This is a genomic window from Bradyrhizobium sp. 604_D8_N2_3 (assembly GCF_051810765.1).
GTDB classification, from domain to species: domain Bacteria; phylum Pseudomonadota; class Alphaproteobacteria; order Rhizobiales; family Xanthobacteraceae; genus Bradyrhizobium; species Bradyrhizobium barranii.
Window position 1 is genome coordinate 5,720,523 of record NZ_JBPWPM010000001.1, and the last position, 18,891, is coordinate 5,739,413.

19 protein-coding genes are annotated in these 18,891 nt (G+C 63.7%); 5 read left to right on the forward strand and 14 right to left on the reverse strand.

What is annotated here, in order from left to right; all coding sequences use genetic code 11:
- Window positions 1–27 precede the first annotated feature (27 nt).
- Window positions 28–726 carry a histidine phosphatase family protein gene (locus AB7245_RS27335; RefSeq protein ID WP_085405405.1) on the reverse strand — a complete coding sequence of 233 codons (699 nt, stop codon included), beginning with the start codon at window positions 724–726 and terminating at the stop codon, window positions 28–30.
- A 134-nt stretch (window positions 727–860) separates the two neighbouring features.
- Here AB7245_RS27335 and AB7245_RS27340 point away from each other — a divergent pair, with 134 nt between their 5' ends.
- On the forward strand, window positions 861–1,646 hold the full coding sequence (locus AB7245_RS27340; RefSeq protein WP_028152877.1) for an SDR family NAD(P)-dependent oxidoreductase: 786 nt from the start codon (window positions 861–863) through the stop codon (window positions 1,644–1,646).
- Window positions 1,647–2,529: 883 nt separating this feature from the next.
- Here AB7245_RS27340 and AB7245_RS27345 read toward each other — a convergent pair.
- Window positions 2,530–3,012 (reverse strand): anthrone oxygenase family protein, encoded by a 483-nt coding sequence (locus AB7245_RS27345; protein ID WP_085405404.1) that lies wholly within the window; start codon window positions 3,010–3,012, stop codon window positions 2,530–2,532.
- A 94-nt stretch (window positions 3,013–3,106) separates the two neighbouring features.
- Here AB7245_RS27345 and AB7245_RS27350 point away from each other — a divergent pair, with 94 nt between their 5' ends.
- The 3 genes from AB7245_RS27350 to AB7245_RS27360 all read left to right on the forward strand — a co-directional run bounded on the left by AB7245_RS27350 (window position 3,107) and on the right by AB7245_RS27360 (window position 5,508).
- Window positions 3,107–3,757 (forward strand): TetR/AcrR family transcriptional regulator, encoded by a 651-nt coding sequence (locus AB7245_RS27350; protein ID WP_085405574.1) that lies wholly within the window; start codon window positions 3,107–3,109, stop codon window positions 3,755–3,757.
- 93 nt (window positions 3,758–3,850) lie between these two features.
- Window positions 3,851–5,038: an acetylornithine deacetylase gene (gene argE, locus AB7245_RS27355; protein ID WP_085405573.1), complete on the forward strand. Its 1,188-nt coding sequence runs from the start codon at window positions 3,851–3,853 to the stop codon at window positions 5,036–5,038.
- 167 nt (window positions 5,039–5,205) lie between these two features.
- A complete protein-coding gene (locus AB7245_RS27360; RefSeq protein WP_085405403.1) occupies window positions 5,206–5,508 on the forward strand; it encodes a hypothetical protein in 303 nt (100 codons plus the stop codon).
- A gap of 199 nt (window positions 5,509–5,707) precedes the next feature.
- On the opposite strand, the gene AB7245_RS27365 is transcribed toward AB7245_RS27360, so the two are convergent.
- From AB7245_RS27365 to AB7245_RS27375, 3 genes are all read right to left on the reverse strand, one after another.
- Window positions 5,708–6,334 (reverse strand): LysE family translocator, encoded by a 627-nt coding sequence (locus tag AB7245_RS27365; protein ID WP_063982563.1) that lies wholly within the window; start codon window positions 6,332–6,334, stop codon window positions 5,708–5,710.
- 209 nt (window positions 6,335–6,543) lie between these two features.
- Complete coding sequence (locus AB7245_RS27370) at window positions 6,544–7,602, reverse strand: phosphotransferase family protein (protein ID WP_063982562.1); 1,059 nt, start codon at window positions 7,600–7,602, stop codon at window positions 6,544–6,546.
- A gap of 131 nt (window positions 7,603–7,733) precedes the next feature.
- A complete protein-coding gene (locus AB7245_RS27375) occupies window positions 7,734–8,969 on the reverse strand; it encodes an acyl-CoA dehydrogenase family protein (protein WP_063982561.1) in 1,236 nt (411 codons plus the stop codon).
- A 209-nt stretch (window positions 8,970–9,178) separates the two neighbouring features.
- Between AB7245_RS27375 and AB7245_RS27380 the strand changes: the two genes are divergently transcribed.
- Window positions 9,179–9,850, forward strand: coding sequence for a TetR/AcrR family transcriptional regulator (locus tag AB7245_RS27380; RefSeq protein WP_085405402.1), 672 nt, complete (start codon window positions 9,179–9,181; stop codon window positions 9,848–9,850).
- A gap of 180 nt (window positions 9,851–10,030) precedes the next feature.
- Here AB7245_RS27380 and AB7245_RS27385 read toward each other — a convergent pair whose 3' ends face one another.
- The 9 genes from AB7245_RS27385 to AB7245_RS27425 all read right to left on the reverse strand — a co-directional run bounded on the left by AB7245_RS27385 (window position 10,031) and on the right by AB7245_RS27425 (window position 18,847).
- A complete protein-coding gene (locus tag AB7245_RS27385) occupies window positions 10,031–10,423 on the reverse strand; it encodes a RidA family protein (RefSeq protein ID WP_085405401.1) in 393 nt (130 codons plus the stop codon).
- 204 nt (window positions 10,424–10,627) lie between these two features.
- Window positions 10,628–10,843: a hypothetical protein gene (locus AB7245_RS27390; RefSeq protein ID WP_014494475.1), complete on the reverse strand. Its 216-nt coding sequence runs from the start codon at window positions 10,841–10,843 to the stop codon at window positions 10,628–10,630.
- Between the two features lie 105 nt (window positions 10,844–10,948).
- Window positions 10,949–11,062, reverse strand: coding sequence for a 3-keto-5-aminohexanoate cleavage protein (locus tag AB7245_RS27395; protein WP_085405400.1), 114 nt, complete (start codon window positions 11,060–11,062; stop codon window positions 10,949–10,951).
- Between the two features lie 25 nt (window positions 11,063–11,087).
- Window positions 11,088–12,317 (reverse strand): CaiB/BaiF CoA transferase family protein, encoded by a 1,230-nt coding sequence (locus AB7245_RS27400; RefSeq protein WP_085405399.1) that lies wholly within the window; start codon window positions 12,315–12,317, stop codon window positions 11,088–11,090.
- 218 nt (window positions 12,318–12,535) lie between these two features.
- Window positions 12,536–13,222, reverse strand: coding sequence for an outer membrane protein (locus AB7245_RS27405; RefSeq protein WP_085405398.1), 687 nt, complete (start codon window positions 13,220–13,222; stop codon window positions 12,536–12,538).
- 137 nt (window positions 13,223–13,359) lie between these two features.
- A complete protein-coding gene (locus tag AB7245_RS27410; protein ID WP_085405572.1) occupies window positions 13,360–14,565 on the reverse strand; it encodes an MFS transporter in 1,206 nt (401 codons plus the stop codon).
- A gap of 145 nt (window positions 14,566–14,710) precedes the next feature.
- Window positions 14,711–15,538 (reverse strand): 3-keto-5-aminohexanoate cleavage protein, encoded by an 828-nt coding sequence (locus tag AB7245_RS27415; RefSeq protein WP_085405397.1) that lies wholly within the window; start codon window positions 15,536–15,538, stop codon window positions 14,711–14,713.
- A 119-nt stretch (window positions 15,539–15,657) separates the two neighbouring features.
- Complete coding sequence (locus AB7245_RS27420) at window positions 15,658–17,055, reverse strand: MFS transporter (protein WP_439035077.1); 1,398 nt, start codon at window positions 17,053–17,055, stop codon at window positions 15,658–15,660.
- Between the two features lie 475 nt (window positions 17,056–17,530).
- Window positions 17,531–18,847 (reverse strand): NAD(P)/FAD-dependent oxidoreductase, encoded by a 1,317-nt coding sequence (locus AB7245_RS27425; RefSeq protein WP_085405395.1) that lies wholly within the window; start codon window positions 18,845–18,847, stop codon window positions 17,531–17,533.
- Window positions 18,848–18,891: the final 44 nt, after the last annotated feature.

Here is an 18,891-nt window from a genome sequence, read left to right on the forward strand (position 1 = left end):
CCGCGTCCGCACGAGCGGACAATGGCGTCAGGCGAGCTTCTTGACTTCCGGCCCCGCCAGCTGATGCATCTCGGCGTGCGCGTCATCAGCGATCCACGGCTGCTGGTTGACCATCGGCAGTCGCCAGACCGAGCGTTCGGGGCTTGAGAAATAATCGAGCCGCGTGATCGAGCAGTTGTCGATGTCGAACGAGAGTGCCCGCTCTACCTGGCCGTCGAGTGCGAGGCCGATCGCCGCCTTGATGGTGCCGCCATGCGCAACCGCAATCACGTCCTGCCCGGCCGCCTCGTTGTTGATCCGCTCGACGGTGCGGCGCGTGCGGTTGTAGAGATCCATGAAGCTTTCACCGCCGGGCGCGGGCTCGTTGATATCGGCGAACCAGCTCGCGCCGACGGGGCGGCTGGCGATGAACTGGGCGCGGTTCATGCCCTGCCAGCGGCCGAGATTCTGTTCGGCCAGGTCTGCTTCCCATTTCATCGATGCGGGCCTTGGGAAGCCGGCCGCCCAGATCGCTTCCGCGGTCTGGTGGGTGCGCATCAGATTGCTCGAATACCAGACCGCCTTGCGTGGCAGCACCTTGGCAACAGCGTTGAACACGTAGGTATCGCTGGTATCGCAGGCGAGATCGCTCTGGCCGTAAATGTTGCCGCCGTCATTGCGCACCGGCGCATGACGGACCCACCACCACCGCGTCGTGACCACTTTGGGCTTGTCTGTGCCTGTCATCGAAACTCTTCCATCCCGTGTGATGTCGCTGTACGTCAGGTGTGAACGTGTCTCAAGACACTTTACCGTTTGAAATCTTGTTTGAAATTCCGTTGCGCGGCAAGCGTCGCGCAGCATACCAAAGGGAGAAACGCATGGGCCGTCTGCAAGGCAAATCCGTCATCATCACCGGCGCCGGCAGCGGCATCGGCCGCGCCGCCGCACTCCTCTTCACCAGGGAAGGCGCCAAGCTGATCGCGGTCGATCGCACCGAGGCGGTGAAGGAGACCGTCGACGAGGTGAAGAAGGCCGGCGGTGTCGCGGAAGCCATGGTGGCGGATGCGGGCTCCGAAAAGGACGTCATGGCCGTCATCGACAAGGCGGTGAAGACGCACGGCCGGCTCGACGTGATCTGGGCCAATGCCGGCGTTTCCGGCGGGCTCGTGCCGCTCGGCGAGCAGACCGTGGAACAGTGGCAGGAGGTGCTGCGCGTCAACCTGATCGGCCCGTTCCTCGCGGTGAAGCATGCGATGCCGCACATGGTGAAGCAGCAATCCGGCGCGATCGTGCTCACGGCGTCCGTCGCGGGCCTCAAGGCCGGCGCCAGCGGACATCCCTATGCGGCGAGCAAGGCCGGCGTGATCAGCCTGGTGCAGACCACAGCGTATTCGCTCACCGGCACCGGCGTGCGCATCAACGCGGTGTGTCCGGGCCTGATCGAGACCGGCATGACCAAACCGATCTTCGACCGCGCCAAGGAGCGCGGCACCCAAGACAAAATCGGCCAGCTCAATCCGTTGAAGCGCCCCGGCCAGCCGCACGAGCTCGCGGCGATGGGGCTGTTCCTGGCCAGCGACGAAGCATCGTATGTCAACGGCCAGGCGTTCCCGGTTGACGGTGGTTTGACGGCGTCGATGCCGTATACGGGCAAGCCGGTTTAGCACGCGCTCTCTCGTGTCCCGGACGCGCTGCAACGCCTCTTGGCGTTGCAGCGCAGAGCCGGGACCCAGAAAGCCGCGGCAACCGCTGTTGCATGGGCCCCGGCTCTGCAGCGCATCACTTCGTGCTGCGCTGCGTCCGGGGCACGAGATCGTTGTTGAATGACCGGCATGGGCTCGCATCCTCGCGGCTTGTTTCGCCCGAGCTTTGCTTGGTCGCCTCACCCCCAATTGAAAGAGGGCGCAGGGAAGGCCGGGAGCCGGTTGGCTCCCATTGTCCGCTATGCCATGAGTAGTTTGCGCTACAATGCACAGCGGGTAACAGGGCAACCGGAGCATCCCGGCCTTCCCTGCGCAGTGGTTGGAACGGCTTATGTCGTGCTCTCCCCGGGGAGCGTTGCACTATTGCCCCCGTCGCCGTTGCGGATGGCTGATGCGCATGCCCGGTCGGGCTGCCACATCACCGCAAGACTTGGCGCACAGACCCCGGGCGCCAGGACGACACGATTTGGCCGTACGCCGATCACATCTGTCGTTGGCGCGAGGTCTTCGCTCACGGTCGCCCGCCCTGCGAAGCTTTTCGCACCGATGTGGCCCACGTCCACCGCCGCCCGGCCCGCGTTCGTGACGATCGCGATACGCCCCTCTTCCTTGGGCCGGGTTGCGGCGACAGATACGCCGTTTCCGAATTTCGGTAAAGTGGAATATTTTCGCGAGTACACATTGACCGAGAGTTTGAGTGTTTTGCCCGACGGGCAACGCAAGGTCTTGTAGACTGGAGATATTGTAGCCCGGCTGGAGCGAAGCGTAATCCGGGGTTTGCGCCCCCGGACATAGTGGCCCCGGATTTCGCTTCGCTCCATCCGGGCTACGATGCCGATTTGGCCTACGAAGCCAGCGCTGCGACAAACAACCCGCTCGCGACCACCGACGCAACCGTCCGCACGTGGTTCCAGAACGTCCAGTCCTTCAGATACGCCGCCCACACCGCGCCAGCCTCCGGCGCGGACGGCTGCAACGCGGCGAGCGCGTTGTTGAGCGGGACGTTGAACACCATCGTCACCACGAACATGCCGATGACGTAGAGGCCGCCGCCGGCGATCATGCTCACTGCCCCCGGCTCGCTGACGCGCAACGTCCCCATCACCACCAGCGCCGCACCCACCACCGTCGTGCCGAGAAACAGCGGCATGAACAGCGAGCGCACGATGTCGACATTGATCGCGTTCATCACGGCGATGCCGGCGGCCTGATCGAGCCGGCCGAGCGCGGCCATGATGAAGGTCGAGAAGGCGAAATAGATTCCGGCCATGAGGCCGCAGCCGATCGCCGAAAACCAGAGCAGTCCGGTCGTAAAACCCTGCCACATGCCGCAGCTCCCTATAATACGATAAACTCTCGTATTTGATAAATGCGATAAACTCTCTTATTTTTGACGTCAAGCGCGGATGGCGGGAATCAGGATGCCGGAACGGAAAAGCAGGACGGACAAGACGACGCACGCGGCCGCGCGACGCACGCCGCTGGTGCCGACGCAGGAGCGAAGCCGCGAACGCTTCGACCGCATCCTGACCGCTGCGGCCGAGATCCTCACCGAGAAAGGCAGCGACGCCTTCCGGATGAGCGACATCGTCGAGCGCACCGGCATCGCGTTCGGCTCGCTCTATCAATATTTTCCGGACAAGAGCACGGTGATCGGGACGCTCGCCGAGCGGTGCAATGTCATCGGCCGCGAATGCGTCCAGCGCGACCTCGCCGAGATGAAGAAGCTGTCCGACCTGCACGCTGCGCTATGCCGCATCACCGACGGCTATGACCAGATGTTCCGCGAACATCCCGTGATGCATCGCATCTGGCAGGCGACGCAGGCCGACCGAAGCTTGCAGAAGATCGACGAGGAGGATGTGGCTTTTCTCGCCGGCCTCCTACGCGAGGCGCTCAAGCGTGTCGCGCCGAAACAGCCCGCCACCGCCCTCACCTCCTTCTCGCAACTGGCGATGATCCAGATCGCGGCCGCGGTTCGTCACGCCATCGCCTTGCCGCCGGCGGAGGCGCGGCGTACGCTTGAGCTGTTCAAGCGAATGCTGCCGAAAGATCTCTCCGCACTCGGCTAAAGCACCCCTCGCGACCGGATTTGCCCGAACCGCCACTCCATTGGTATGTTTCGTGCAAGCCGCGAAGCCATCCTCCATCTCATGAACGAGACAATGCCCAACCCGATTTTCCCGAGTTCACGACCCGATCGCATTCGCAACCTCCTCGCCGACCTCGTCGGCTTCGACACCGTCAGCGACCGCACCAATCTGCCCTTGATTGCCCATATCGAGAGCTATCTCGCTTTCCTCGGTGTCAAGGGCGAGCGCATCGTCGACGACACCGGCCAGAAGGCCTCGCTCTGGGTCACGATCGGACCGGAGGACCGTCCAGGCCTCGTGCTGTCGGGACACACAGACGTCGTGCCGGTCGTGGGCCAGGACTGGAGCCACGATCCGTTCAAGCTGGTCGAGCGCGACGGCAAGCTCTACGGCCGCGGCACCACCGACATGAAGGGTTTTGTCGCGGTGTGCCTCGCCATGGTGCCGGAGATGCTGGAAGCGAAGCTGACGACGCCGATCCATCTCGCCATCTCCTATGACGAGGAGATCGGCTGCGTCGGCGTGCGGCCGATGCTGCGCGAGGTCGCGAAGAAGAAGATCAAGCCGCTCGGCGCCTTCATCGGCGAGCCGACCGAGATGAAGGTCATCATCGGCCACAAGGGCAAGCACGGCGTGCGCGCGACATTCCGTGGTCTCGCCCGCCACTCCTCGATCGCGCCTGACGGCGTCAACGCGATCGAATACGCGGCCGAGTTGATCACCGAAATCCGTCGCCGTGCCGTGAAGCTTGCGGCCGCGCGATCGAATGACAGCCTCTACGACGTTCCGCATTCGACGCTGCTCACCAGCATCGTGCATGGCGGCGCCGCGCTGAACATCGTGCCCGATACCTGCACGGTGGATTTCGAATGCCGCGGCATCGGCATCACCGAGTCGCGCGAGGTGACGGATGCGATCGTCGCCTGGGCCAAGGCCGAGCTCGAGCCGGAGATGAAGAAGCAACATCCCGAGTGCGGCATCGATTTCGAGGAGATCCTCGATTATCCCGCGCTCGACACCGATGCCGATGCCGCGATCGTCACGCTGGCAAAAAGCCTCGCCGGGCGCAACGACCACGCCAAGGTCGCCTTCGGCACCGAGGCGAGCCTGTTCGCCAGCATGGCGGATATCCCGTCGGTGGTGATCGGCCCCGGCGCGATCGCGCAAGCGCATACGCCCGACGAGTTCGTGGCGATGGCGGAGCTGGAGAAATGCGCAGGCTTCGTGGAAAGGCTGATCGCGCATTGTGTGAAGGGCTGACCCGTAGGGTGGGTTAGCTTAGCGCAGCGTAACCCGCCACTTCTGTTGCCCGTGCGAATGGCGGACAATGATGCGCCTTTGCCCACCCTGCGGGAGCTGATTTGCCCGACAGGCAAGGCTCCCTTCTGCTAGGCTCCAGACTCTCGCCTAACTGAAGGGAGAACTCCATGAAGGCCATCGCACTGGGCGCACTCGGGGCCACGCTGGTTGCGGCCGCCGCTCCCGCCGCGCCGCTCAACGCAACGACGATCGGCTCTGCCGAAATCTCCGACGTCGACCAAGTCGGTCTGATCTGCAACGAGTATTATGGACGCTGCTGGCGGACCCGGGGACGCTATGTCCTGCGCTACTTTGACGACCCCAGCTACTTCCCCGGCAGGGGCTACAACTACTACGCCGGTCCCGGCTATTACGATCGCGGATACGGCGGCTACTACGTCGGACCGAGGTTCACCATTCGCGCCCGGTAGCAGGCCAATCACCATCAGAGCGGCGCTCGACGCCGTCGCGTCGAAGAAGAAGGGCATGAACAGCGAGCGCAGGATGTCGACATCGATGGCGTTCATCGCCGCAACCGTTCAGAGCGTAGCCCGCATGAGCGTTAGCAACATGCGGGACCGCCGTCCCGGGTGTCGCTGCGCTCACCCGGGCTACGGGAGCACGCGTTCCTCATCGCTCCTGCAACGCCAGCCGCACGCCGACAGCGCAGTAGATGGTCCCGACCACCTTGCCCTGCCATTTCACCACGGCCGGATGGCGGCGCAGGAGATTGCCCAGACGACCGGCGCCGACGGCGAACACCACGGTGCTGACGAGACCCAGCAGCACGAAGACGATGCCGAGGATCGCAAGCTGAAGTGCGATCGAACCGTGCTCCGGCCTCACGAATTGCGGCAGGAACGCAAGGAAGAACAGCGCGGTCTTGGGATTGAGCACTTCGGTCAGCACGGCCTGCCGGAAGGCCCGGCCCGCGCCGATCGCGGGCGCGCCGCCGTTCAGCTCGACCGGCGCCTTGTCGAGCATCGCGCGAATGCCGAGATAGATCAGGAACGCAGCGCCCGCATATTTAACGATGCTGAACAGCAGCGCAGAGGTCGCGATGATCGCCGAAAGACCGACGATCGCCATCGAAGTGTGGATCAAGTCACCGGCCGCAATCCCCGCGCCGGTCGCGATGCCGACCTTCGTTCCCGAGCTAACCGCGCGCGCCATGGTGAGCAGCGTCGCAGGCCCGGGAATGAAGACAAAACCGAGTACGATGAGGATGTAGGTGATGAGGGTGGCGTGATCGATCATGTGGCTGGCCGTTCTTTCACTGATGTCGCTACGACAGCGGTGTCATGCCCCGGCTTGACCGGCGCATCCAGTACGCCGCGGCTCCTCTGCGTCCACGCGCTGTCTCTGGGATACTGGATTGCCCGCTTTCGCGGGCAATGACACCGAAAGTGTGGAGACGGCGAACCACAAAGCGAAAAGGCGCGGCCATCAGCCGCGCCTTTGTGTGTCTAAACCGCGCCCGCCTTCTGCGCGTACTCCCACGACGCCTTCGACAGCGGCACGGTGCGCTTGGCTGACTCCAGCGCCTTGGCATTGGCGGCGGTGCCGTCGCGAACGCGGCCGGCGATGCCCTGGGTGATGCCGGCGAGGCGGAACAGGTTGTAAGCAAAATACCAGTTGAGATCAGGCACCGTCATCTTGGTGACGTTGCAATAGATCTGCGCGGCCTCTTCCACGCTTGGGATGTTGAGCGCCTTGAGGTCGGCGCCCTCCAGGCCCGGCATGATCCACTGCATCAACAGATAGGTGAAGTCGGCCATGGGATCGCCAAGCGTCGACAGCTCCCAGTCGAGCACGGCCTGCACGCGCGGTTCCGTCGCGTGGAAAATCATGTTGTCGAGGCGATAGTCGCCGTGGACGATCGAGACGCGCGCCTGCTCCGGCACGGTTTTGGGCAGCCATTCGGCGACCTTCTCGAACTCCGGAATGTGCTGCGTCTCGGACGCCCGGTACTGTTTGGTCCAGCGGTCGATCTGCCGCGCAAAGTAGTTGCCGGGCTTGCCGAACTCGCCGAGGCCGATCGCTACGGGATCGTACATGTGGAGTTTTGCCAGCGTCTCGATCTTGCTGGTGAATATCTTGCGGCGGTCCTCCGGCGTCTGGCTCGGCAGCGTCGGATCCCAGAACACCCGGCCGTCCTCCATCGACATGATGTAGAAGGCGGCGCCGATGATGCTGTCGTCCTGGCACAGCGCGTAGGCGCGCGCGACCGGAAAACCCTGCTTTCCAAGGGCTGCGATGACGCGATATTCGCGATCGACCGCGTGCGCCGACGGCAGCAATTTGCCGAACGGCTTTCGGCGCATCACATATGAGCGGTTCGGCGTGTTGAGCCGGTAGGTCGGATTGGACTGGCCGCCCTTGAACTGGAGGACGACCAGCGGGCCCTCATAGCCTTCGACGTTGTCGCGCATCCAGGCTTCGAGCCGCATCTCGTCGAAGCGATGACGCTCCTCGACCGGCTTGGTGCCCGAGAATTCTTCGTCTTTCCTGACGCCGTCAGCCACGATGACGCTCCCTCTTCAGTCCGAACATGATCCTAATCGGTAACCGCTGACGCACTTGCGTCAAGCGGTCACCGAATGCGGATCAGCCCTGTCGTCTTTTTCAAGTCGGGAGCGCCGCAGGGCTCTCCCTCTTAATGCTTGGGAGAATTGGCATACTTCCGAACTTCGAGCCTTGCAATGGCGCGATTGTGCACCTCGTCCGGACCGTCGGCGAGCCGCAGCGTGCGGATGCCGGCGTAGTCCTTGGCAAGACCCGCTTCGTCCGAAACGCCTGCGCCACCAAAGGCCTGGATCGCCTCGTCGATGATCTTCAGCGCCATGTTGGGGGCTGCGACCTTGATCATCGCGATCTCGGCCTGCGCGGTCTTGTTGCCGACCTTGTCCATCATGTCGGCAGCCTTGAGGCAGAGAAGACGCGTCATCTCGATGTTGGTGCGGGCCTCGCCGATGCGCTGCTCCCACACGCTGTGCTCGACGATCTTCTTGCCGAAGGCGGTGCGCGACATCAGCCGCTTCACCATCTTCTCCAGCGCTTCCTCTGCCTTGCCGATGGTGCGCATGCAGTGATGGATGCGGCCGGGACCGAGGCGGCCCTGCGCGATCTCGAAGCCGCGGCCTTCACCGAGCAGGATGTTCTCCTTCGGCACGCGCACGTTCTCGAGCAGCACCTGGGCGTGGCCGTGCGGCGCATCGTCGAAGCCGAACACCGGCAGCATTTTCTCGACCTTGATGCCGGGGGTGTCGAGCGGAACCAGGATCTGCGACTGCTGCTGATGCTTGGCCGCCTTGAAATCGGTCTTGCCCATCAGGATCGCGATCTTGCAGCGGGGATCGCCGACGCCGGACGACCACCATTTGCGGCCGTTGATGACGTAGTGATCGCCATCCTTCTCGATGCTGGTCTCGATGTTGGTGGCGTCGGACGAGGCGACCGCCGGTTCCGTCATCAGGAACGCCGATCGGATCTCGCCGTCCATCAGCGGACGCAGCCATTTGCGCTTCTGCTCCTTGGAGCCGTAGCGCATGAACACTTCCATGTTGCCGGTGTCGGGCGCCGAACAGTTGAACACTTCCGAAGCCCAGGAGATGTGGCCCATCTGCTCCGACAGCAGCGCGTATTCGAGATTGGTCAATCCCGCGCCGCGGAATTCGTCGTCCTCATGCTCGTTCGGCGGCATGAACATGTTCCAGAGGCCTTCGGCCTTCGCCTTCTTCTTGAGGTCCTCCAGAACCGGGATCACCTTCCAGCGCTCGCCGCTGTGATCCTGCTCGTTATAGATCGGCACCGCCGGACGCACGTGCTTGGTCATGAACGACTGCACGCGGTCGAGCCATTCCTTCTGCTTGGGGGACAGATCGAAATCCATGGGACGCTCCTCGGTCTCTCTTTGCAAAGCTGTTTTGCGCCGGACTGTCCTCCCGCCGCACGCGCCCCGCAAGCGCGAATGCTTGCGGACGCCTCGGAACCGGCTCGCGCGTTGCGAACGAGTCTCGATTGCGGATTGACTTTCTCCGGCCTTCAAACGATAGTTTCATACAAGTGTTTGAATTGCAACTCCCTCCCCGAGGGGCATCCATGGCCAGCGATCATACGAGGTCTGCCATTCTCGCCGCCGCCGAACGGCTTTATGCCGATCGCGGCTTTGGCGACGTGACGCTGCGCGACATCGTCGCGGAGGCCAACGTCAACCTCGCGGCGGTGAATTATCATTTCGGCTCGAAGGACGAATTGATCGCGGAGCTGTTCGTCTCGCGCTCGATCGCCACCAACCGCGAACGCCTGCGCGAATTGAAGGCCGCGGAAGAACAAGGCGGCGGTCGTGCGCCGATCGAGGTGATCTTGCGCGCCCTGGTCGGCCCGACCTTGCGCGGCTGCCTTGGTCCGGAAAACCAGCGATCCACCGCGGCGCGCTTCATGATCCGCGCCTCGATCGAATCCGTGCCGCCGATCCGCCGCATCAAGAACCGCGAGATCGACCATTTGCGGAAATTCGCGGGCGCCATGCGACGGTCCCTGCCCGACCGCAGCGACGTCGATATCTATTGGGGCCTGAACTTCGCGCTCGCCATGGCGCACCACACCATCCGCGAGAGCGAGCGGTTGACGAAGCTGTCGGAAGGCAAATGCGATCTCGACGACGTCGAGGACGTCGTCGCGCGCGTCGTCAGCGTCGCGACGATGGCGCTGACGGCGGGGCGGACCGAGACGAAGGCGCCCGCGCGCCTACTCGCGCGAGACGCGCGCTGACGAATGAGCTCGATCGATTTCTCGTGCACGCCTCGTCCTTCGAGACGACCGCTTTGCGGTCTCCTCAGGATGAGGCTAATCGGCATTGTTGCCCGTTGAATCTAAGCCGCGCGCTCCGTCCTCATCCTGAGGCGCCCGCCTCAAGCGGGCGCCTCGAAGGATGGGCCGCGGAAATCCCCCTCACATCATCGCGATGCAGTCGATCTCGACGTCGAAGGGGCCGAACCATTCCGGGGTGCAGACGAAGATGCGCGCCGGCGGATCGATCGGGAAATAGCGCGCATAGATCGCGTTGAAGACGGCGAAGTGTTTGGTCGAGGTGCAGTAGACGTTGCACTTCATGACATTGTCGAGCGAGGCGCCTGCCGTCTGAAGGCAGAGCTTCATCTGCTCCATGATGATCTCGCTCTGCCGCGCGATTGGCATCCCCCCGATCTCGCCCGTCTCGGGGTCGAACGGCGGCAGGCCGGCGACGAAGATCATGTTGCCGGCGCGCGTGACCGGCGAGGTCGGCGCCTTGACGCGGTCGAGAAAGGACGAGATCGGTTCGACGCGGAGCGCTTCGCGTTTCATCGGCAGCCACCTTCGGTTCGAGCGAGACTGGCGCCTTGCTACATTATTTTGCAGCCGGCATGCTTCGCTTAAGCTCGAAGTGTGGCTGCGAGCCTAAAGCGCGATGAGATCGCGCTCTAGTTTTTGTTTGAGCATGATCTCCGCGCAAACCCGTTCCGCGTTTGTCGCGAGGGAAAACCGCTGCGCAGTTTTCCGGATCGTGCCTTACACCCGCTGCGGCATCTCCTCGGCCTCTTCCTTGGCGAGCAGCAGCAGCATCTCGATGCCCATCTCGCCTTCCTGGGGCGAACGGATGAACTTTATCTCGTCGGCGCTTTGCCGCAGCGCTGCAATGATGGCGACGGCCTGATTGGCCGTTGCTGCCTCGGTCGCCAGAATTGCCTTCTGGTCCTTGGCCTGAAACCCGATCGTGTAGGACATGCGTTCCCTCCCGGACTTGCGTCAGGAGGATCGCATCAGAGTCGCGCGCAAAGCGGAAGCCTGTGCGGGTACGGACCGGGTTTATCTGGGGATTGCGCGCAAGCCTCAGGCAAGGCCGAACATGGCGCGCGCGTCGTCCGTGGTCGCAACCGTCGCTCCCAGGCTGGTCAGGATCGCTGTCGCATGCGCGACCAACTCCGCATTGGTCTTCGCCGGCACGCCCTGGGAGGATCAGGAAGCGAAGCTAGATAATCCCCTGCTGCTTCAGCTGCTCGATTTTGCCGGCATCATAGCCGAGCTTGCCGCCGAGCACCTCCTGGGTGTGCTCGCCCAGCAGCGGCGGAGCACGATAAGTCTCGATCGGGGTCTCCGAGAGGGTCAGCGCGTTGCGGATCAGCGACAGATCGGGCTCGAACGGATGGTCGACCTTCACCCGCATGCCGCGCGACTGGACGTGCGGATCGGAAAACACCTGCTCGAAATTGTTGATCGGCCCCGACGGCACGCCGGCCTCCTCCAGCTTGTCCAGCCAGTAGGCCACCGGCTGCTTCAGGAACAGGCCGGCAAAGATCGCCATGATTTCCTTGCCGTGCACGACGCGGTCGTTGTTCTTGACGAAGCGCTTGTCATTGGCGAGCTCGGGCTCGCCGAGCACGGCGCAGGTGCGCTGGAACTGGCCGTCATTGCCGACCACCAGCATCAGCTCGCCGTCGGTGCAGCGGAACACGCCGGCCGGCATGCCGCCATTGCCCCAGGTGCCGCGGCGCGGCGGCATCTTGCCGTTGACGAGGTAGATCTGCAGCCAGTGCGACAGCGATGCGATGACGGTGTCGAACAGGCAGACGTCGATGTGCTGCCCCTGCCCGTCATTGGCGTCGCGATGGTACAGCGCCGAGAGAATTCCGATCGAGGTGTTCATGCCGGTCATGTAATCGACGATCGACGGGCCGACCTTCATCGGACCCTCGCCGGGCTCGCCGTCGATATGGCCGGTGACGCTCATCAGGCCGCCCATCGCCTGCAGGATCGCGTCATAGCCGGCGCGCGGGGCGTAGGGGCCGGTCTGGCCGAAGCCGGTCACCGAGCAATAGATGATGCCGGGGTTGATCGCCTTGATCGTCTCGTAGTCGAGGCCGTAGCGCTTGAGGTCGCCGACCTTGTAGTTCTCCATGAAGACGTCGACGTCCTTGGCGAGCGCGCGGATGATCGCCTGCCCCTCGGGCTTGGCGATGTTGACGGTGACCGACTTCTTGTTGCGGTTAGCGCAGAGATAGAAGGAGTTGTTGTTGTTCGCCTTGCCCTCGGGGTCGGTTAGATAAGGCGGGCCGAAGGCGCGCGCGTCGTCGCCGGTGCCCGGCCGCTCGATCTTGATCACCTCCGCGCCGAGATCACCCAGCATCTGGGCCGACAGGGGCCCGGCCAGCACGCGGGTGAGGTCAAGGATCTTGATGCCTGAGAGCGGCAAGGCCGACATGTCGATTTCCTCCGGGAACTGATATTGGCGCGGCGGCCTTAAGCCCTGGCCGCGCTCCCTGCGGATACACCATTTTGGAGTTCTGAGCACTGCGTTCGGGGCATACGGCTATCCATCGCCCGGCAGCAGGAGCGGCCCTGCGGCGGGCGAATTTCCGCGCCACGGCTATCACGCCTGCGCCGGCGCTCCGCCACGGCGATCCGCGCCGCTGATGACGGCTAGAACCTGACGCTGATTCCACCGCGCACGGACTGGAAGCGAGGATGCTGCTCGTAGCTCCCGACGTCGGGCCAGTCGAAACGGGACGTGCCGAAATCGCTATAGCGATATTCCAGGCGCGCCGTAACCCGATAGGTCAGCGCCGCTTCTCCGCCGACGCCTGCGGTCCATCCGGTCTTCGAAATGTCGGCATCCACCGTGGGAACTGCCAATGTCGACGTCCACCGGTACTTCAGCTCGGTGAACGCCAAGCCACCCGTCACATAGAGCAGCAGGCGCTCAGTCGGTGTAAAGCCGAGCCGTCCGCGAACGGAGGCCTCCCACTCCTTGCGCGCGTCGTATCGGAAAAACGGGATGTTAAATCCGCCGTTCACCGGGCCCACGTCTACATCGGCCTCAAGGCCAACAACGAGCCTGTCCAATTGATGGTTGTAGCCCACATGGACACCGCCGAAGCCGCCGGCCGCGCGGAACCCATGCGTGAAGCCGGTCGGAGGCCCGCCCAAGAAGAATTCGACAGTGCGATCCTGGCTCCACGCGTAACCACCTTGGACACCTGCATAGAAGCCAGTCCATGCGAAGGGCGACACGGCGACAGAGCGCGCTGCCTTAACGGGCAAGTCGGCAGCATCCGCAGCGACGGCGGAGCAGGCCAGCGCGGCGAGGCAGATCAGCGTGCGTTTCATTGCATATTCCAGCCCATGGGATTGACGATTCCAACTCTAGCGGGTTCCCCCCGCTTTTGCTGTGGCGGCCGGGCGACACTCGGTGAAAACGAATAGGAAGCGACCGGCAACTCGCGGCAACCGACGTGCCGCCGACCTCACACCACACCGGCCGCGGCCACCTGCGGTCGGCGGCGGCCGAGCAGAACCAGGATCAGCACCGCTGCGCAGGAGCAGACGAAGGTGAGACCGAGCGCGCCGCGGCTGCCGTACTGGGTGAGCAGGCCGGCAAGAACGGGCGGCGAGATCGCGGAGGCCAGATTGAGCGGCAGCGCGATCATCGACGACGCCTTGGCGAACTCGGCCTGGTCGTAGAACACCAGCGGTATCGTCGCCCGCGCCACCGCCATGGCGCCGCTGCCGGCGCCGTAGAGCAGGATGAAGACCGCGACCGCCCAGGTCGCCCCCTCGCTCAGCATCAAGAGCAGCATGGCCACGGGCAGCGCCGTGCCAGCGACAAGCCCCGTCGTGATGCCGTCCCAGCGCCCGCCGCCGAGGAAGTCGAGCCCGCGGGCGCTGACCTGGATCACGCCGAGCATCGAGCCGAAGGCGATCGCCTGCGCCGGCGCCAGCCCCTCGGCCCGCAGCAATTCGATGAAAACGGCGCTCAGGCCGAAAGTGACGAAGGCATTGACGGTGATCGCGGCGACGACGAGGCCGAACGTGCTCCGCGGAATCGACAGCGCGTTGGCTTGTTTTGCGGGAACGGTGCCTCCCTCCTTCGCGACGGCCCGGCGCGGAGTTGCGAAAGCATAAAGCGGAAGCGAAACGAGAAACAGCATGGCGGCGTAGACGAGGCAGGTGCCGCGCCAGCCGAAATGGCCGCTCAGGAACGAGGTGGTCGGCCAGAAGATGCTGCCGGACAGTCCCGTCACCAGCATGAGCGCGCCAATCGCGCTCTTGGCCTGTCGCCCGGCGACCTCGTTGAGCATGATATAGGCGCCGGTCGACAGCGTGGCGCTGCCGCCCATGCCGAGGATGACCCAGGCCACGAAATAGAGCATCGGCTCGTGCGCAAAATACAGAAGGACATAGCCCGGCACGGCCACGACGGTGCCCACCATCATCACCTTGCGTGCGCCGTGCCGCGCAAAAGCCTTGGCGAGCCAAGGCGCGCACAGGCCCATGGTGACATAGAGCGTCGAGGTGCCCGCAAACACCATCGGGAGGCTCATGCCGAGATCGGCCGCGAGGTCACGGCCGACGATCGGCGGAAGGCCGATCGTGCCCCATCCAATGAGCTGGGTGATTGCAAGCACCAGCAGGACCCCGATGAGCCTGCCGTCAGATTTCAAGAACCGCATTCCGATCGTCGCCTGCCCCAGCTGCATGCGTGCGCACAGACACGTCATAGCGGGAGTCTTGATAACGGAAGTCCTGGCGCAGCGGAACGCCGGCCGCTGAATGGCAGAAGGCGGCCGGGAGCATGTCAGCAGGAGGCAGTAGCCCCTACCCCGCGAGCCCGAGCAAGGATCGCGCCTCGGCCGCGGTCGCGACGCGCCGGCCGTGGCGCGCGACAGCCTCGCCGGCGATGGTCACGAGCTCAGCATTGCTGGCGGCCAGGCGGGTCTTGTCGATCCTGATATTGTCCTCGAGCCCGGTGCGCACCGCGTCGGCGCCGCGCGCAAGCGCCCAGCCCATGACCTCGGCCTGATGGCGTCCGATCCCGGCCGCCGTCCACGTCGCTGTCGGGATCAGCCGCTTCAGCTCTCCCAGGAGGATGTCGAGGACATGCTCGTCGGCCGGCATCGCATTCTTGACGCCCATGACGAATTGCACGTGCGGGCGCGAGTCCATCAGCCCCGCCTCGATCAGACGCCGCGCACCGTGTAGATGCGACAGATCGAAGATCTCGATTTCCGGACGGATGCCATTTGTCTTCATGCCGGTCGCGAGAGTCTCGACCAGGGCGGCGCCGTTCTCGTAGACGATCGTCGGAAAGTTCACCGATCCTGTCGACAGCGAGGCCATGTCCGGCTTCAGATAAAGCGATGATCCCCGCGCCGAGGGATCGCGGCCCCGCCCGCCGGTCGAGAACTGAACGATCATCCCCGGACAATGCTTTTTGATCCCCTCCTGCACCTGCGCGAAGCGCGCGGGGTCGGAGGACGGCGTCTCGTCATCGTTGCGAACATGGATATGGGCAAGCGTGGCGCCGGCCTCGAAGGCCTCCTGCGTCGACTCGATCTGCTCGGAGGGCAAGATCGGCACCGCGGGATTGTCCTTCTTGCGCGGAACGGAGCCGGTGATGGCGACAGCAACAACAACGGGGTTCATCCCTTGACCTCATGATGATCGCGCTCGCGCGCACGGAGTTCGAATAGGACTCAAGTAACGCATCGAGCCCTGCCGCTGCAAACATCATCGATCGCAGCGGCAGGCTCCTTGCGTGCCCTTCAGGTCGGAATTGCGGCCGCACCGCTCGCCGCCTCCGCACGCTGCCGCTCATAGTCGGCCCGCGGCATCGGAACGGCCTCGGGATTGCCGAGATCGTCGATACTGACCCGATAGGTCTCCCGGGCCGTCACGGCCGCCAGCGCCGCGATGACAGTGATACCGAAGGCGATCGCTCCCACCGTCAAGGGGATATTGTCCGAGCCGGGAGGCGCCACGGTCGCAAACAGGGCCGGAAGCAACGCGGTGATGGTCGTTCCGATGTTCTGCGAGATCGCCATCGCCGACACCCGCGTGCGGGTCGGAAACAGCTCCGGGTAGAAGCTCGGGAAGATGGCGTTGTAGCCCTGATAGACGACGCCCCACATCAGCAGCGACACCAGGATCGCCAGCGGCACATTCCTGATGCTGATGGCATAGAGATAGACGAAGGCAAGCAAGCCTGAGAGCAGCGCGCCCACGATGATCGGAGGCTTGCGACCGACCTTGTCGGAGAGATTGCCGACGAAGGGAATGACGAATATGGCCAGCATATTTCCGAGGACCGGGATCCACAGATAGACGTCCTTGGCAAAACCGATGCCATAGGCCGGCTGCACTGCGTAGGCCGCACCGAAGATGGTCGCAACGACCGGGATGACGTTCATCAGAGCCATGCAGATGACCCTGAGCATGTCGCGCCAGCTCAGCTTGATGGCCTGAACAATGGGCGACCGCGGCGTTTCTCCCCGTGCGCCCTCTTGCGCAAAGGCAGGGGTTTCGTCGACTTCGCGACGAATGATGTAGCCTGCGACAATGACGAAGAAGCTGAGCAGGAACGGAATCCGCCATCCCCAGCTATTGAATGCGTCGGTCGGCATATAGGCCGCCAGCGGCAGGAACACGGCTGCCGCGAGGATTTGTCCGGCCTGCACGCCCTGAAGGGCGAAACTGGCATAGAAGCCGCGCCGGCCGAACGGCGCATGCTCCAGGATCATCGAGCTCGCGCCGGAGATTTCACCGGCCACCGCAAATCCCTGCACAAGGCGCAGGATGACGAGCAGGATCGGCGCCAGGATGCCGACCTGCTGATAGGTCGGCAGAAAACCCACCGCCATCGTCGAGATGCCCATCAGGAACATGCAGACGATGAGAACGGTCTTGCGGCCATGGGTGTCGCCCCAATGTCCGAGGACGAAGGCCCCGATCGGCCGGGCCACATATCCCACACCATAGGTCGCCAGCGATGCGACGATGGCGACGGTGGGATTTTCCGACGGGAAGAAGATTTGCGGGAAGATCAGCGACGCGGCGGTCGCGTAGATGAAGAAGTCATAATATTCGAGAGCCGAACCGATCCAGCCGCTGGCAGCGGCCTTCCTGGACTGACTCATGTGACGGATCGTGCGAGTCGTGGTCATCGCAGAAAATTCCTCCACTGGGTTTGCTGACGTCCCGTTGTCGGGCTTCGCTAGAAATTGGGCAGCATTCTCCGGGCGCTCTGCCGACTTCCGCGAGCGCTTGTCACTGCCGATGGGTATCCGATTGGTCGCGACAATAGGCTTTCGCCGGGCTAACACAATTACCCAGTTATGCGATAAACCTAACATGATGTTATTTTCGCCGGACTTGAACACAGTTGGCGATTGTGCGCCGATCAGCAGCGCTCCGGCGGAGACGCGTCGTCGACATCCGACGCAGAGACGACCAGATATTTTCAGACCGTCAGTTCAAAACACGCTTTTCGCCACAAGCGCACGCTGGGCTCGCTTCTCCCGTGCCAGCAAGATTGCCCGCATCAGACAGCGCGACTGTGTGTGGGAGACCGGCCGCCGCCGTCTGCCACGAGAAGAGCTCCCGTGACGACTACACCTTGTTTGGCGTGGGCATCAAAAATCAGGCGGCCCTCTTCAAGCGCTTGAAGCGCTCCATCCGGAAGGGTGCGGGATCTACGCAAGGCGTCGAACCGGTCACGAGATCGGCCATCAGGGCGCCGGCGCCAGGACCGATACCGAAGCCGTGGCCCGAGAAGCCGGTCGCGAGATAGAAGCCTGGAACGGAGCCGACCGGCGCGATAACTGGAACGGCATCCGGCGTGACATCCATCAGGCCAGCCCACATTTGCATGATCCTGGCGTCGCGGAACGCCGGGAAGGCTTCGCACAGATGGGTGACGCCGCCATGGACGAACCGCAGCGACGGATCGGGATCAAGAATGCGGACATGCTCGAAAGGACTAACCTCATCACTCTTCCAGCTGCGGGCCATTTTCACCTCGCGAACGAACTGACCGCCGATGCGAAGCGTCAGTTCGTTCCAGCTCTTGATGAGCGTCGGCGCATAGTCGCAGAACAATCGAAAACTGTCCGGCGTAATCGGGGCGACGTTCGCGTTGCGCTGGGCGACAGTGAACCCTCCATCCAGACGGCGGCGGAAAGCGAAGTTGCCTGCACCAACGGCAAAATCCGGAACGCCCTCGATCGAAGAAACGCGGGCGACGCTGCCGAGGATCTTCAGGACCGGAAGATCGATGCCCATGTTGCCGGCGAAGAGGCGCGACCAAGCCCCTCCCGCCAGCACGACGGACGAACAGCGGATCTCGCCGCGCTCGGTGACACAGCCGCTCACCCTGCCCGCCGATCGCTCGATGGAACGGACCGCGCAGTTGGTGAGGATATGCACCCCTTTCGCGGCCGCGCCGCGCGCGATTGCAGGGACGGCGATAAACGGCTCCGCCTTGCCGTCGCTCGGCGTATGCAGCGCGGCACGGAACGGTTTCGCCATACCCGGCATGAGCGTCTTCAGCGCCTCGCCCCTTACGAAGCGAGAGTCGAGATCGAAGGACGTGGCGTGTTTCAACCACTCGTCATACATCGCAACGTCGGCATCCGTGTCGCAGAGATAGGCGATGCCGGCCTGCCGAAAGCCGGTTTCGCCGCCGATACGCTCGTTCATGCCACGCCAGAGCCGAAGACTCTCGATCGCGAGCGGCAACTCGGCCGGATCGCGCCCCATTTGGCGTACCCAGCCCCAGTTTCGCGACGACTGCTCTGCTCCGATCAATCCCTTTTCGCACAGGGCAACGGAGACGCCACGCTCAACCAGCGAAAGCGCGGTCGACACGCCGATGATGCCGCCGCCGATCACGACGACGTCCACATGCGCAGGCAGCTCCTGCGGCGCGACGACAAGATCAGGAATAATCCTGGACACGTGGTCCTCCTTGAAACGGGTACGCGGAAGGCGAGCCGGGCCGG